Source organism: Mesorhizobium sp. WSM4816 (assembly GCF_055811535.1).
The window spans coordinates 85,047-99,421 of the sequence record NZ_JBVVQR010000005.1; the positions used below are offsets into that span (position 1 = coordinate 85,047).

A 14,375-nucleotide genomic window follows, 5' to 3' on the forward strand; every position below is an offset into this window, starting at 1 on the left:
CCATGGTCTTCTCGGGATCCTGCTCTTCTCAGGATTATGGTCCGGGCCTGGACTGGAACATCGAAGGGCCCGGCTACAGGTTGATTTCAGCCAGGCGGAATTTTGGTTACGGTTGTAACGAGGACCCGGCCGACCGTGATCAGCCTGGATGCAGATGGCGGGCAAGGCATTGTGCAACAGAGGCCGACAGCAGCGGTTTCTTGATGACTTCGCTTATGCCGGCCGCCATCAGTTGACGCGATCGCGGCGTGCGGCCGTAACCGGTCATCAGGACAATTGGCAGGTCAGACCGGATCTCATGCAACTTGCCGGAGAGCTCGACCCCGGTCATGTCAGGCATGACCTCGTCCGTCAGCACCAGGTCGAAGCGCCCCGGATCGGCACGGAAGGCATTGAGAGCCGCGGGGCTGCGGTCGAACCCGACCGGCTCGTAGCCCAGCGCGGCGAGCATCTCCTCGGCAAGTTGCATCAGCGGCGTATCGTCATCGACAACCAGGATCGTCTCGCCGTTGCCATACTCGACCAGAACCTCGGTGGCCTCGCCATCGCCCTCATCCGCTTGGGCTGAAGCGGGTTCGATCTGCGGAAAATAAATCTTGAAGGTCGTGCCTTGGCCCAGTTGGCTCTTCACGTCCACCGCACCCCGATGTGCCGCGACAATTCCGTGCACCGTCGACAGGCCGAGCCCGGTGCCGTGCCCTGCCAGCTTGGTCGTGAAGAACGGCTCGAAGATGCGCTCGAGAGTCGCCTGATCCATGCCGCTGCCGCTGTCCCTGACGGCAAGGCGGATATAGCGGCCGGCAGGCAGGTTGCCGTGCGACAGCGCCTGCGCCTCGACGATCTCAAACATGTCGAGAGCGATCTCCAATAATCCGCGGCTGTTCATCGCATGCGCCGCGTTGGTGCCGAGATTCATCACCACCTGCTGAAGCTCGGTCGGATCGCCCGTCATCGCGGCATCCGTGGCTGCAAGATGCGTCTCCACTGCAAGCGTGGCGGGGGACGAGGCGCGCAGCAGATCGACCGCCTCCGCAATCACGGGCTGCACCCGCAGCGCGTGATGCTGCCGCTCGCGGCGACGACTGAAGGCAAGGATCTGTTCCGTGACGTCCTGCGCCCGCCTGCCGGCCTTCATGATCTGCTGGACGTAGCGCCGCGCACGAGACTCCTTCAGCAGCACCACCAGCGCCATCTCGCTATAGCCGAGGACGGCGCTGAGAATGTTGTTGAACTCGTGCGCTATGCCGCCGGCCAGCGTTCCGATTGCTTCCAGCCGCTGCGATTGGTTGAGCCGCGCCTGCAGCGCTTCGCGTTCCCGTTCGTTGTGTTGGCGCGCGATGGCATTGGCGAAGATCTCGGCGGCGGTGCGCAGCAGCGCGATGTCGTCGTCGGTCCAATGCTTTTCGTGCGTTAAGCCATCGAGAGCCAGAAAACCCAGCCGCTCTTCGGCATGCCACATCGGTATGCACAGCCACGATCGAATTTGATGCGCCTGCAGGCATGCCTTCTCCCGCCCCTCGGGAAGCTCGCCGACGCGGGGGACGTCGATGCAGCCTTGCCGTTCATGGTCCGCGAGCGTCCAGTGTGAAGCCAGTTCGATCAAATCGTTCGGCAGGCGGGCCGTCGAGCTTCCGCTCGGACGGCGATAGAAATAGCCGCTGGAAAGATCGGCATCGTATGTGCGGCTGACGAAAATCTGGGCACCGTCGAGCCCGGCATGTTCCACCAGGCGCGCGAGGCCCTTGCTGATCCCGGCCCGGATGCGGTCACGCGGCAGATTGATGAACTGTGTCGAGATCGAAGCGATCAAGCCTTCGAATTCCAGCCGCTCGCGCAGGATCCGCGCATTGTGGCGCAGGCGAGCGAACAGGTAAGCCACATAGCCCACCAGGACCAGCGCCGCGACGTAGAGCAGCGTCTGGAACCGCGCAGCCCGTGCCGCGGCGCGCCCATGCATATCGAGATACAGGTCCTGCAGAGCGCGGGCCCGTTCGCTCGTTGGCGCAGTCTGCAGGCGGGAGACGAGATCGTCGACCGCCGGAAGCCTGCTGACGATAAGCCGGCCGTGGGAGACAAGGGAGCGGACATCGCTTGCAGCCACGGCATCGACGGATGGCCTGGCCAGCCGGTCAAGCGAGGCGGTCACTGGCCTTGCCGCCTCCGGCCGGGGATCGCTGATGAACCGCGACATGGCGATCATCAGAGCTCCGATCTCGACCGCTCGAAGGCCGTCGCCCTCGGTCGTGAGCCGGCCGCTCATATAGTTGAAATAGTTCAAAGAGTTCTGCAGCAGCGCGTTGTCCGACTTGAACGCCTCGACGAGCGTTTCCTCGTCGCGCACCGCGGCGATGACATCGGCAATCCGCCTCTCGATGTCCGCCCGTGCTTCGCCGCCTGCGACATCTCTGACAGCCGGCAGCGTCCGCGTCGCCTCATTCAGGTTCTCGATCGACCGCACAAGCGGATCGTAGCTGCGCAACAGCCCCGCCCGTGCCCGCAACACGTCGCGCTGCAGGGCAGCGTTATAGAGGATGACGGTCCTGAGAGCGTCGAGCGTGCGTTCGTGGCGCGCGGCATCAGGAGCCGCGCCCTGCAGCAGGAGGAAGGTCAGGACGATGAGCAGGCACGCGACGACCGGCGCCAGGATGGGTAGCGACTTCATTGCTGCAGACGATCGGCTGCGCTGGTCAACGGCTGGCCGCGATATTCGCCCGTCAGCGTCGCAAGGAACTTGACGATGAGATCGGTATCGCGCTGGTCGAGTTCCCGGCCGAGCTGGCTTCGCGCCATGATCTTCACTGCGTCTGCGAGCGATGCGGTGCGGCCGTCGTGGAAATACGGCGCCGTCACCGCGACATTGCGCAGGCTGGGAACGCGGAAGACATGGCGGTCGCGCTCGACGCCGGTAATGGCGAAGCGGCCGAGATCCGCCTGGGACAAGGTTTTCTGACCGGCGAAGGGATTCCGAAAGATGCCGAACTTCTGAAACAGATTGCCGCCGACATTGGCGCCCTGATGGCAAGCGATGCAGCCAAACGCCTTGAACAATTGATAGCCATGCTCCTCGTCCGCCGTGATGGCGTCGCGCTCGCCCTTGAGATAGCGGTCGAAACGGGCGTTGGGCGTGATCAGCGAGCGTTGAAAGATGGCCAGGGCGTCGAGCACATGGGTCCGGCCGGGAGCCGCGCCGTAGAGCGTCACGAACCGCCGCGAATAGTCCGGGTCGGAACGCAGTTTCGGCAGCAATTCTTCCCAACTCGTGTTCATCAGCCTGTCATCGAGCAGGACTGCCTCGTTTTGCTCCTCGACAGTGCGGGAATTGCCGCGCCAGTTCAGCCGGAAATTGAGCGATGCGCTGAAGACAGTCGGCGCGTTGAAATCGAGCTGCCCGCCATCCGCCGCCGCAGAACGAGCCCTGCCGTCGTCGCCGCTGAAATCGAGCCTGTGGCAACCGCTGCAGGCGATGACATCGTCATGCGACAGCCGGACATCGTTGAACAGGCTCTCGCCAAGGGCGATCTTCGCCTGGTCGGAAGGACCAGTGCCCGTTATCGGAGCAATCGGCTCGCCGATCGGAGCGGCCGGCTGATTGACCAGGGCCAACGCAAACGGTGCCGCCGCTGCCAGGCAAAGCGGAACCAAAAGCCCCGCCCGAACCTTACCAATCTGCCCATACGCCATCGAGTGAGCCTGTGGTATCCGATCACGAAGATTATCGGTGCTTACCAACAAATCGCCGTTAATCGGCGTTAAGTCTAATAAAGCAACGGCTCGGTCATGGGTTCCATACCTGCGGACGGTCTGAGATGTCAGCCGAACAGAACACTCGCTACGAAGAGCAGTCGAAAGGCACAATCGAACAGGCAGCGGCGGCGAAGCATATTCTTGTCGTCGATGACGACCCCGAAATTCGCGAGATGCTCACCAATTACCTGGAGAGCGAGAATTTCAGGGTTAGCGCTGTTGCCGACAGCCGGGCCATGTCGCGCGTCCTCAATGAAAGACCGGTAGACCTGGTGCTCCTCGACATGCGGCTTGCCGACGAGGACGGGTTTGAAATCATGCGGCAACTCGGCAGTCCGCCGGAAGCGCCGCCCATCATCATCATCACCGGCCACAGGCGCGACGAAGTGGATCGCGTCGTCGGCCTGGAACTCGGGGCTGACGACTACATCACCAAGCCCTTCAGCCTCAGGGAACTGCTTGCGCGCGTTCGCGCCGTGCTGCGGCGATCGGGGTCAACACGCCAGCAGTCGCCTGGCAAGAAGCCCAAGCGTTACCGCTTTGCCGGCTGGGAACTCGACATGCGGATGCGGCGCCTGAGGTCGCCTGCCGGCGAAGCGACGCCGCTGACCGCCGGCGAGTTCAACCTGCTGGCAGCCTTCCTGCAATCGCCGCAACAGATCCTGAGCCGCGAGCAGCTTCTCGCTGCCAGCAGGATTCACGACGAAGAGGTGTTTGACCGCAGTATCGATGTGCAGATACTGCGACTGCGCCGCAAGCTCGAGGTCAGCCCGAGCGAGCCGAAACTCATTGTCACCGAGCGGGGCGCTGGCTACGTCTTCGCTGCCCCGGTCGAGGTGCAGTGACTTTCGAGGTGCTGTGACTTTGCCGACGCCCCGTTCCTGGCAGGGGTCAAATAGGAACGTTCATCGCCTCAGCGCATGCACGCTGTCAACATTGCCGCCGCCTATCGGCAGAGCCATGTCGTCGTCGAGCAAGCGCGTGATGCGGGCGAAGCCGGTAAAAGCCTTCCTTGCTTCCTCTGCCGACATCCTGCCCGCCAGAGCCGCGGAGCAGCAATTCACCGCGCATTGGTAGACTGGCCCACGCCGGCCGACTGGCCATCTACGCAAGAACTCCATCGCTTCGGCTACGCTATCAATTTCTTCGGCAGGACTTTCCTGCCCGCGCGAAATCCGCACAGGCGTAAAGAATTGCAGGCGATTCATTGTTTCCTCCCGGTCGATCGCTATGTGCCTGATCGAACCTATAAACTCACTGTTGACCATGTGGTTTCCGGCAAACAGGCCCTATGATGAAAAAGTCGGGCCAAAAACGAAGTCTTTCACATCACGCGACCGAAATCGAATCACCAAACATGACAAACATGTGGCGAGGTCGTGTCCCACCGTGTCGTATAGGTCGGCGGTAGCGAAGCCGGATTTGGCTAGCCGCAGCAGACCCATTTGGGGTCTCTTCTCCGTCAAAGCGCCAGCGGATCGAGGCAGGGAACTCCTAAGGGCTGGAAGTGTCTCAGGTTCCCAGTCAGGAGCGTCAAGGAGTTCGCTTTAGCGGTCGCAGCGATGAGAATGTCAGCCAGCCCTGGATGGCTCCCTGCGGCTGTGGCGGCGTCTTCCATGAGGCCTGCCTCCAACGCCACCGCCGCATCGATCGGCAAGATTTCCGCGCTGTAGTCCGTCATGATGCCCTGCAGCCACGCCATTAGCGTCTGAGCTTTCGCCGTGGCTCCCGAGCGGTCGAGCTTGGCGATGCCTCTCCGAAGTTCGTGGAGGGCAAAGGCAGGCACAAACAAGTTGCCCGTCTGCTGCAATAGCCAAGCTGCCGCATTCGGGGGCAGCGGAGGCTTTCCCGGCGCGGTCGCCGACAGCACCGAGGTGTCGAAAAGGTATGAGGTCAAAGGTTTACCTCGCGGCTTTGTTGGGTGCGGTCGCGCTCCGGTTCGAAGCCCTCGGGCCAACCGGGGAACGACAGCAGGTATTCCGCAAGGCTGGGCTTCTCGGGGTAAATCTTCCTCGCTTCGTCGATCGGAACGATAGCTGCCACTGGCTTGCCGTGCCTCGTGATCGTGATCGGTTCGCCGGCCTCGGCCGCATCGACGAGTGCCGTCAAAGTGGCCTTGGCTTCGCGAATGTTGATGTGTTTCACTGCTGTTGCCTCCATTGTGGTTGCACGCAACTACACCTAGCAAATCCGTCGTCGATTGCAAGTGGACCCTTCCCGGAGAACAGGCCATTCCAAAACTTCGATCGCATCTCGAAGGAAGTCGCGGACAGTTTCGACGCCAGGATTTCCATTTACCTCTCCCAGGGAGAGTGAACGGGGAGAAGGGGGCTGGCGGCAACCTTGGCACCCTTTCCGCAACGCTGGAAATTGGCGAAATCTTTTCCGAGGCGTCTTTCTCCCCGTCGCTATACGGGGAGAAGGGGAAGCCCTATCCACCGACCATTTCGGCCAATTTGCGCACGGTGTTCCAGTTGCGCGAGGTGCCGATGCCGAGCCGTTTATGGCTTATCGCCGCCACAAGACGCGAGCTTGGCACCTCGCGCGAAAAGAATATCCAGATGTCACCGCCGACGGCCTGCATCCGCTCATCCATGCCGATATAGGCCTCCAGCGCCGCAACGGCCTCAGCGGCAACGGGCTTGCGCATCACGCGCACCGCTACCTGATCCGCGGCGGCAGCCGATTCGGCGGGAAACGGATTGCCGGCCGCAAGCTTCAACCAGTCATCCGCGCGGCGCACGATGATGTCGACATGGCGGCCAAAAGTCTTTTGGAACGCCGTCTCCAATCGGCGCTCCAGCACGGCAATCTCTGTTTCTTTCGTCTCGAAAACCAGATTGCCGGTCGCCACCAGCGTGCGCGGGTTGTTCAGGCCCAGGCCTTCTGTCATGGCCCTGAGATCGGACATGACGACACGCCGCCCCTCGCCCAGGACGATGCTGTAAAGCAGAGCGACGTAGGTTTGCATGCTAGCCCGGATATCTCACGATAGCCTGTCGATTTAGACCAAGCGGCTCTGCTCCACCGCCGCCTCGATGAAGCTGGCAAACAGCGGGTGCGGGTCAAGCGGCCGGCTTTTCAGCTCGGGATGATATTGCACGCCGATGAACCAGGGATGGTCGGGATATTCGACCGTTTCCGGCAGCACGCCGTCCGGCGACATGCCGGCAAAAACCAGGCCGCAATCTTCTAGCCGCTCCTTGTAGTCGACATTGACCTCGTAGCGGTGGCGGTGGCGCTCGGAAATCTGCGTGTCGCCATAGATCTCGGCGATCTTCGAGCCCCTGGCGAGGTCCGCCTGATAGGCACCGAGCCGCATGGTGCCGCCGAGATCGCCGGTTTCCCTGCGCTTCTCCAGCATGTTGCCTTTCAGCCATTCCGTCATCAGGCCGACGACCGGTTCCTCGGTCGGACCGAATTCGGTCGACGAGGCATGATTGACGCCGGCCAGCGAACGCGCTGCCTCGATGCAGGCCATCTGCATGCCGAAGCAGATGCCGAAATACGGCACTTTTCGCTCGCGGGCGAACTTCGCCGCAAGGATCTTGCCTTCCGCGCCGCGCTCGCCAAAACCGCCGGGGACCAGAATGCCGTGGACCTTTTCCAGCCACGGCGCCGGGTCTTCCTTCTCGAATATCTCGCTCTCGATCCAGTCGAGCTTGACCTTGACGCGGTTGGCGAGACCGCCATGCGACAGCGCCTCGATCAGCGATTTGTAGGCGTCCTTGAGGCCGGTATATTTGCCGACGACGGCGATGGTCACCTCGCCCTCCGGGTTGTGGATGCGTTTGGACACCGCTTGCCAGGGCTCCATCCGCGGCTTCGGCGCCGGATCGATGCCGAAAGCGGCGAGCACTTCCGAATCCAGCCCTTCATTGTGATAGGCCATCGGCACGTCGTAGATGTGCGGCACGTCGAGCGCCTGGATGACCGCGCTCTCGCGCACATTGCAGAACAGCGACAGTTTGCGGCGCTCTTCCCTGGGGATGGGGCGGTCGGCGCGGACCAGCAAGATGTCGGGCGCGATGCCGATGCCGCGCAATTCCTTGACCGAATGCTGGGTCGGCTTGGTCTTCAATTCGCCCGCCGTCGGAATATAGGGCATCAGTGTCAGGTGCACGTAGACGGCGTTGTTGCGCGGCAGGTCGTTGCCAAGTTGACGGATCGCCTCCAGAAACGGCATCGCCTCGATGTCGCCGACGGTGCCGCCGATCTCGCACAGGACGAAGTCATAATCGTCATTGCCGTTGAGAATGAAATTCTTGATCTCGTCGGTGACGTGCGGAATGACCTGCACGGTGGCGCCAAGATAATCGCCGCGTCGCTCCCGCTCGATGATGTTCTTGTAGATGCGGCCCGTGGTGATGTTGTCCTGCTGGTTGGCGGAGCGGCCGGTGAACCGCTCATAATGGCCAAGATCGAGATCGGTCTCGGCGCCGTCATCCGTCACGAAGACTTCGCCATGCTGGTATGGCGACATCGTGCCGGGATCGACATTGAGATAGGGATCAAGCTTCTTGATGCGCGCGCGATAGCCTCGCGCCTGCAAGAGAGCCCCAAGGGCCGCTGCAGCGATGCCTTTTCCGAGTGAGGAAACCACGCCGCCTGTGATGAATACATATCGCGCCATGGGAGTCATCGCTTAACGCGGCCGAATTGATTCCGCCAGAGAAAAAACCGCCGCGAAGGCTTTTTCCCAAGAAGGCGCCCTGATGATGCTCGAACCAAAGCAAAAGGGCCGGCGAGGCCGGCCCTTTTGTTGACCCGTCAAGGCGTCAGATGATGACGACCTTGGTGCCCACTTTCACCCTGCGATAAAGGTCCATGACGTGCTCGTTGATCATGCGGAAACAGCCGTTGGAGGAGCTCGTCCCGATCGACTGCGGCGCAATGGTGCCGTGAATGCGCAGATGGGTGTCCTTCCTGCCGTCGTAGAGATAGATGGCGCGCGCGCCGAGCGGGTTATCGCCGCCGCCGGGCATGCCGTCCTTGTACCGGCCGTAATTCTTCGGCTCACGCTTCTGCATGTCGAGCGTCGGGATCCAGCGGGGCCATTCCTGCTTGTCGCCGACGGCGACCGTGCCCTTGAACTGCAGGCCGTCACGACCGACCGCAATCGCATAACGGCGGGCGGTCCAGGAGGATTCGACGAGATAGAGGCGGCGCGCACTCGTATCGATGACGATGGTGCCGGGGCTATAGCCGGTGAACTCGACCTCTTGCGGCACGAACTCCGGCTTCACCTTGAACTGCTTCCTGGCTTCCTTGCTGGCGAGCGCGGCATCGAGGGCGCGGGTCTCGGGGAGCAGCGACATCGACGGGGACGTGCCGCCGAACAGGCCGGCGAACAGCCCGACGCGCTGCGGCTTCTGCCCGACCGGCTCGCTGCGCAATTCCCCGTTGTTGCCGGTCAGCGCAACGTTCATGGCCTCGGCGGGAATTGCCTCGGCCGACTGGATTGCAGCGATGGGTTGAATCGGTTCGATGATCTTGACCGGCCTGGCATCGGCCAGCCTGGCCTTGCCAGCGGACTTATCCTTCTTGGCGAGGCCCTTCCTGGCAAGAAACGCCTGCCGTTCCGCGTCCGACCTGGCTTTGGCCGCCTCGCGCATCGCCAGCTTCCTTGCCTCGATCGCCTTTACTCGAGCAGCTTGCTTGTCAGCCGCGATCTTGGCCTCGATCCTCCTGATCTGGGCAAGATCTGCCGCGCTCGGGTCTTTTTTCTTCTTGAGCAGCCTTAGTTGCGCCGCATCGCTTTTGGCGGCGACGTTGACGACGTCAGTTGTGACTGCGGATTTAGGGGCCGAATTGCCCGCCGGCATGGCCGCGTAAGCGGGCGCACCAAGGCTGAGCACGGCCCAAAGGCCGGCTAAAATGAAGCTGCGAAGCTGCATGGCGAAGATCCGATCGTTCAATGCTTGTTGCCACGGCGTCGCCCGGCGTCCCCCAAGGACCCCGAATGTGCCGCGCGCAATCTATAATCGATTAATCGGAGACGCCTCAAGCGCCCTGGCGTGCCGCGCCCGGTCGAATCCTCGCGATCGTGCGGCATTTGCCGCGACTGTGTTCAAACAACAACAGATCGCGGCGCCGGACGTCTGCTGATTACTGGTTTGGAACCTGCGGTGTTACTGGCTGGGTGGCGCCGTTTGTGGCCGGCGGCGTGGTCGCTCCCGCCGCTGGCGGTGCAGCGGGGGCCGGGGCTGCGGCATCATTGCCGGAAGGCGGCGTTGGCGCCGTATTGCCGGACGGCGGTGTCGGCGTCGTGGTGCCAGGCAACTGGTTGAGCACGCCGCCCCCGCCGTTCGTCACAGGCACGCGATCGAGAATGTCGATCGGCTTCTCGCCGTAACGGGCGACGATCGACAAGGTCAGCGAGGTGGCGAAGAACGCCGCCGCCAGGATCGCCGTCGCCCGCGTCAGCGCGTTGGCGGCGCCGCGCGCGGTCATGAAGCCCGATCCGCCGCCGATGCCGAGGCCGCCGCCTTCGGAGCGCTGCAGCAGCACCACGCCGACAAGAGCGAGCACGACCATGAGGTGAACGACGATCAGTACGGTTTCCATAATTTATCCTGGCAAAGCCTTGCGCGGCCGCAGATACGACCGGTGATTTGGAGGCGGCTCAATACAATGCTTTGACGGCAATTCCAAGCCCGTGGCCGGAATATGGGAAGCAATGCGGCCGTTGCAACATTTTCCGCTGCGGCACAGTATCCGAAGTGCCCGACAGCCTTTCGATGCTAAAGCATGTCGCGCAAAAGCATGCCCTTGGGCCTGACCCCGCATTAGGCCGGCCAAACGCGACGCGCTTTAGGAGATGTTTCGATAGGCTTCGGCAATGCCGAGAAAGTCCGCCGCCTTCAGGCTGGCGCCGCCGACCAGCGCGCCGTCGACGTTGTTTACGCCAAGCAGTTCGACCGCGTTCGACGGCTTGACCGAGCCGCCATAGAGGATGCGCATCTTTGCCGCTGCGCTGCCAAGCCTTTCCGACAGTTTTTCGCGAATATGCGCATGCGCCTCAGCAACGTCGGCGGCAGTCGGCGTCAGTCCCGTGCCGATCGCCCATACCGGCTCGTAGGCGATGACGGTATTCGATGCCGTTGCAGTCGGCGGCACCGAGCCGGCGACCTGGCGCGATAGCACGTCGAGCGTGGCGCCCGCCTCGCGCTCGGCTCTCGTCTCGCCGATGCAGATGATGGCAACCAGCCCGGCGCGCCACGCGGCAGACGCCTTTGCCTGGACAATGGCGTCGTCCTCATTGTGATCGGCGCGGCGTTCGGAATGGCCGACGATGACGTGACTGGCGCCCGCATCTTTCAGCATCTCGGCCGAAATACAGCCGGTATGGGCGCCGCTCTCCTTGCTGTGGCAATCCTCGCCCCCGGCCCGGACCGGCGTGCGCGACAAGATCTCCGCGGCATGCGCAAGCAGCGTCGCCGGAACGCAGACCAGCGCTTCGGTCTCGGCATCGAGCCCGCTCATGAAGCCGTTGCCGATCATCCTGAGTTCGTTGAGCGAGGCGCTGGTGCCGTTCATTTTCCAGTTGCCAGCGACCAACGGGCGGATTCCAGGCGTCATGGGATTTGCTTCTCCGGGCAATATTCGGCTGCGTCCTCACTACCAAACTCAGCCCACAAAGCAATCGACAGTGGGCCGGAAGGACGCTATTGCGCTTGTTTCAGACTCGGCGCATGCGAAAATGCGCGAAAAAATCGGAAGTGACCATGCTTAGTATCTTGAGAAGCGCCGCGGGGACCTGGATCGCGAAAGCGCTACTGATATTGTTGGTGTTGAGCTTCGCCGTCTGGGGCATTTCCGGACAGATGGTCGGTGGTTTTGCAGGCCACGACGCCGTTGTCACGGCCGGCGGCACCAAAGTGTCGATCAACGAGTATCGGCTGGCCTATGACCGGCAGATCAGCGTGATGTCGCAGCAATTCGGCCAGCGCATCAGCCGCGAGCAGGCGACGGCGCTCGGCCTCGACAACCAGGTGCTGGCGCAACTCGTGTCGGGCGCGGTCCTCGATGAGCAGGCCCGCAAGCTCGGGCTTGGGCTGTCCAAGGACCGGCTGGCCCAACTCACACATGAAGACCCGGCCTTCAAGGGTCCCGGCGGCAACTTCGACAGAAGGACTTTCGAATACATACTGCAACAGGTCGGCATGCGGCCGGAAGACTATCTCAGGAATCGCGCCCAGCTGGCTGTGCGCCAGCAGATCGTCGAGGCGGTTTCCGACGGCCTCAAGGCCCCGAATACGTTCTTGAGGGCGGTGGCGCTTTATCGTGGCGAAGACCGCACCATCGACTATTTGACCTTGCCGAAATCGCTGGTCGAGCCGATCGAAGCGCCATCCGACACTACGCTTTCGGCCTATTTCGAGGAAAACAAGAAGACCTATGCGGCGCCCGAATACCGCAAATTCTCCTATGTCAGGCTCGAGCCGGAAGACATCATGGATGTGAGTGCCGTGACCGACCAGCAGGTCAGCGACGACTACAACAAGAACAAGGGGCGCTACACCACGCCGGAAACGCGCACCATCGAACAGCTCGTGTTCAAAACGCCCGATGCCGCGAAGGCCGCGCTCGATTCACTCGAGACCGGCGCGACCTTCGACAAACTCGTCGCCGCCGAGGGCAAGACGCAGGCCGACACGCTGCTCGGCACGCTGTCCAAGGACAAGATCGCCGACAAGGCGGTGGCGGATGCGGCCTTTGCGCTCAAGGTCAACGAAGTCAGCCCGGTCGTTCAGGGCGCCTTCGGTCCGGTTCTGCTGCGCGTCACCGAGATCAAACCCGAAGTGGTGAAGCCGCTGGCCGAAGTGGCCGCCGACATCCGCAAGGACCTGGCGCTCGGCGAGGCAAGCCGCATTCTGCTCGACGTCCATGACAGCTACGAAGATAGCCGCGCTTCGGGCAGCACGCTCAAGGAAGCGGCCGAAAAGCTGAAGCTGAAGGTCGTCACCGTCGACGCGATCGATCGCACCGGCCTGAGGCCGGACGGCGCCATCATCAAGGATCTGCCGGAATCGCCGGATCTCATCAAGGCGGTGTTCGATGCCGAGCCCGGCACCGAGAATCCCGACCTCACCACCGCCAACAATGGCTTCGTGTTCTACGAGGTGGCGTCGATCACGCCGGCCCGCGACCGCACGCTGGATGAAGTCCGCCAGAAGGTCGTGGCCGACTGGACGGCGGCGGAAACGACCAAGCGGCTCACCGCAAAAGCGCAGGAGCTCGAAAAGCGTCTCGAGGCCGGCACCACGCTCGACGTGATCGCGAGCGAACTCAAGCTTGAGAAGCAGACCAAGCGCGGCGTCAAGCGCGGGGCGGACGACGCCGATTTCGGCAAGGAAGGGGCGGCTGCGATGTTCGGCGAAGGCGAAGGCGGGACCGGATTGATCCCCTCGCCCACCGGCGACGGACAGATCCTGTTCAGGATCGCCGAAGTCTTCGAGCCTGCCGGAGCCGACGCCAGCTCGGTGCCGGACGACGCGCAGAAATCGTTCACCGCCGGCATGTCCGACGACCTGCTCGACCAGTTGGTGGCGCAGCTGCAGACGCAATATGACGTTCGCATCGACCAGACCGCCGTTGCCCAAGCCCTGACCAGATGAGCGCGCTCAAGACCCATATCGCCAAGGTCGCCGCCGGCAGCTCGCTTTCCTTCGAGGAAGCGCGCGATGCCTTCGACATCATCATGTCGGGCGACGCTACGCCCGGCCAGATCGGCGGCTTCCTGATGGCGCTGCGCGTGCGCGGCGAGACGGTGAGCGAGATTTCCGGCGCCGTCGCCACCATGCGCGCCAAGATGCTGCGCGTCGACGCGCCGGCTGGCGCCATCGACATCGTCGGCACCGGCGGCGACAATTCGCACAGCGTCAACATCTCGACCGCATCCGCCTTCGTAATCGCCGCCTGCGGCGTGCCGGTGGCCAAGCACGGCAATCGCGGACTGTCCTCGCAGACCGGCGCCGCCGACGTGCTGACCGCGCTCGGCGTCAAGCTCGACATCCCGCCGGAAACGATCGGCCGCTGCATCCACGACGCAGGCGTCGGCTTCATGTTCGCGCCGGCGCATCATCCGGCGATGAAGCATGTCGGCCCGATCCGCGTCGAGCTCGGCACCCGCACAATCTTCAACCTGCTCGGCCCGCTCTCCAATCCGGCTGGTGTCGTCAGGCAGATGGTTGGCGTCTTCTTGCCGGAATGGATCATGCCGGTGGCCGAGACGTTGAAGGCACTGGGCGCCGAGCACGCCTGGGTCGCCCATGGCGACGGCTATGACGAGATCACCACCACCGGCGAAACCCAGGTCGCCGAACTGGTCGGCGGCGAGATCCGCAGCTTTACGCTGACCCCGGAAGCGGTCGGGCTGAAGCGGCATACCAAGGACGAGTTGCGCGGCGGCGATGCCGCCTACAACGCCCAGGCGCTGCGCGACATGCTGGGCGGCGCTGCCGGCGCCTTTCGCGATACGGTGCTGATGAACGCCGGCGCCGGACTGGTGGTGGCGGGAAAGGCGACGACGCTTGCCGATGGCATGGCGACGGCGGCGCAAGCCATCGACAGCGGCCGGGCGCTAAAGGTGCTTGACCGGCTGGTCGAGATTTCGAACGGATAGCGCC

Annotated in this window: 13 protein-coding genes; 3 read left to right on the forward strand and 10 right to left on the reverse strand. The window is 62.9% G+C overall.

Features of this window, described 5'->3' with window-relative positions:
* Window positions 1–139: 139 nt before the first annotated feature.
* Window positions 140–2,662, reverse strand: coding sequence for a two-component system VirA-like sensor kinase (locus AC0L3H_RS08205; protein WP_473585120.1), 2,523 nt, complete (start codon window positions 2,660–2,662; stop codon window positions 140–142).
* On the reverse strand, window positions 2,659–3,681 hold the full coding sequence (locus AC0L3H_RS08210; RefSeq protein ID WP_473585121.1) for a cytochrome-c peroxidase: 1,023 nt from the start codon (window positions 3,679–3,681) through the stop codon (window positions 2,659–2,661). The genes AC0L3H_RS08205 and AC0L3H_RS08210 overlap by 4 nt, the downstream gene beginning before the upstream one ends.
* Window positions 3,682–3,806: 125 nt before the next feature.
* Here AC0L3H_RS08210 and AC0L3H_RS08215 point away from each other — a divergent pair, with 125 nt between their 5' ends.
* On the forward strand, window positions 3,807–4,589 hold the full coding sequence (locus AC0L3H_RS08215; RefSeq protein WP_473585122.1) for a response regulator: 783 nt from the start codon (window positions 3,807–3,809) through the stop codon (window positions 4,587–4,589).
* Window positions 4,590–4,649: 60 nt separating this feature from the next.
* Here AC0L3H_RS08215 and AC0L3H_RS08220 read toward each other — a convergent pair whose 3' ends face one another.
* From AC0L3H_RS08220 to tpiA, 8 genes are all read right to left on the reverse strand, one after another.
* Entirely contained in the window at window positions 4,650–4,952 is a 303-nt protein-coding gene (locus AC0L3H_RS08220) for a DUF982 domain-containing protein (protein WP_473585261.1), read from the reverse strand.
* A 254-nt stretch (window positions 4,953–5,206) separates the two neighbouring features.
* Window positions 5,207–5,641 (reverse strand): PIN domain-containing protein, encoded by a 435-nt coding sequence (locus AC0L3H_RS08225; RefSeq protein WP_473585123.1) that lies wholly within the window; start codon window positions 5,639–5,641, stop codon window positions 5,207–5,209.
* On the reverse strand, window positions 5,638–5,889 hold the full coding sequence (locus AC0L3H_RS08230; protein WP_473585124.1) for a type II toxin-antitoxin system Phd/YefM family antitoxin: 252 nt from the start codon (window positions 5,887–5,889) through the stop codon (window positions 5,638–5,640). The genes AC0L3H_RS08225 and AC0L3H_RS08230 overlap by 4 nt, the downstream gene beginning before the upstream one ends.
* A 286-nt stretch (window positions 5,890–6,175) precedes the next feature.
* Window positions 6,176–6,715: a DUF1697 domain-containing protein gene (locus tag AC0L3H_RS08235; RefSeq protein WP_473585125.1), complete on the reverse strand. Its 540-nt coding sequence runs from the start codon at window positions 6,713–6,715 to the stop codon at window positions 6,176–6,178.
* 33 nt (window positions 6,716–6,748) lie between these two features.
* Entirely contained in the window at window positions 6,749–8,386 is a 1,638-nt protein-coding gene (locus AC0L3H_RS08240; protein WP_084833810.1) for a CTP synthase, read from the reverse strand.
* A 136-nt stretch (window positions 8,387–8,522) separates the two neighbouring features.
* A complete protein-coding gene (locus AC0L3H_RS08245; RefSeq protein WP_473585126.1) occupies window positions 8,523–9,641 on the reverse strand; it encodes a L,D-transpeptidase in 1,119 nt (372 codons plus the stop codon).
* A 211-nt stretch (window positions 9,642–9,852) separates the two neighbouring features.
* The gene (gene secG, locus AC0L3H_RS08250; RefSeq protein ID WP_023801242.1) at window positions 9,853–10,311 is read right to left on the reverse strand and encodes a preprotein translocase subunit SecG; all 459 of its coding nucleotides are present in this window, start codon (window positions 10,309–10,311) and stop codon (window positions 9,853–9,855) included.
* A 246-nt stretch (window positions 10,312–10,557) separates the two neighbouring features.
* Window positions 10,558–11,325 (reverse strand): triose-phosphate isomerase, encoded by a 768-nt coding sequence (gene tpiA, locus AC0L3H_RS08255; RefSeq protein ID WP_473585127.1) that lies wholly within the window; start codon window positions 11,323–11,325, stop codon window positions 10,558–10,560.
* 146 nt (window positions 11,326–11,471) lie between these two features.
* On the opposite strand from tpiA, the gene AC0L3H_RS08260 reads away from it, so the two are divergent.
* Together AC0L3H_RS08260 and trpD are read left to right on the forward strand one after the other, a co-directional pair.
* On the forward strand, window positions 11,472–13,364 hold the full coding sequence (locus AC0L3H_RS08260) for a SurA N-terminal domain-containing protein (RefSeq protein WP_473585128.1): 1,893 nt from the start codon (window positions 11,472–11,474) through the stop codon (window positions 13,362–13,364).
* Window positions 13,361–14,371 (forward strand): anthranilate phosphoribosyltransferase, encoded by a 1,011-nt coding sequence (gene trpD, locus AC0L3H_RS08265; protein WP_473585129.1) that lies wholly within the window; start codon window positions 13,361–13,363, stop codon window positions 14,369–14,371. The genes AC0L3H_RS08260 and trpD overlap by 4 nt, the downstream gene beginning before the upstream one ends.
* The last annotated feature ends 4 nt before the right edge of the window (window positions 14,372–14,375 follow it).

What these genes read in the sequence shown, in the direction of transcription:
- AC0L3H_RS08205 (WP_473585120.1), bottom strand. Translation starts at nt 2,662, where the DNA reads ATGAAGTCGCTACCCATCCTGGCGCCGGTCGTCGCGTGCCTGCTCATC.
- AC0L3H_RS08210 (WP_473585121.1), bottom strand. Translation starts at nt 3,681, where the DNA reads ATGGCGTATGGGCAGATTGGTAAGGTTCGGGCGGGGCTTTTGGTTCCG.
- AC0L3H_RS08215 (WP_473585122.1), top strand. Translation starts at nt 3,807, where the DNA reads ATGTCAGCCGAACAGAACACTCGCTACGAAGAGCAGTCGAAAGGCACA.
- AC0L3H_RS08220 (WP_473585261.1), bottom strand. Translation starts at nt 4,952, where the DNA reads ATGAATCGCCTGCAATTCTTTACGCCTGTGCGGATTTCGCGCGGGCAG.
- AC0L3H_RS08235 (WP_473585125.1), bottom strand. Translation starts at nt 6,715, where the DNA reads ATGCAAACCTACGTCGCTCTGCTTTACAGCATCGTCCTGGGCGAGGGG.
- AC0L3H_RS08240 (WP_084833810.1), bottom strand. Translation starts at nt 8,386, where the DNA reads ATGACTCCCATGGCGCGATATGTATTCATCACAGGCGGCGTGGTTTCC.
- AC0L3H_RS08245 (WP_473585126.1), bottom strand. Translation starts at nt 9,641, where the DNA reads ATGCAGCTTCGCAGCTTCATTTTAGCCGGCCTTTGGGCCGTGCTCAGC.
- secG (WP_023801242.1), bottom strand. Translation starts at nt 10,311, where the DNA reads ATGGAAACCGTACTGATCGTCGTTCACCTCATGGTCGTGCTCGCTCTT.
- tpiA (WP_473585127.1), bottom strand. Translation starts at nt 11,325, where the DNA reads ATGACGCCTGGAATCCGCCCGTTGGTCGCTGGCAACTGGAAAATGAAC.
- AC0L3H_RS08260 (WP_473585128.1), top strand. Translation starts at nt 11,472, where the DNA reads ATGCTTAGTATCTTGAGAAGCGCCGCGGGGACCTGGATCGCGAAAGCG.
- trpD (WP_473585129.1), top strand. Translation starts at nt 13,361, where the DNA reads ATGAGCGCGCTCAAGACCCATATCGCCAAGGTCGCCGCCGGCAGCTCG.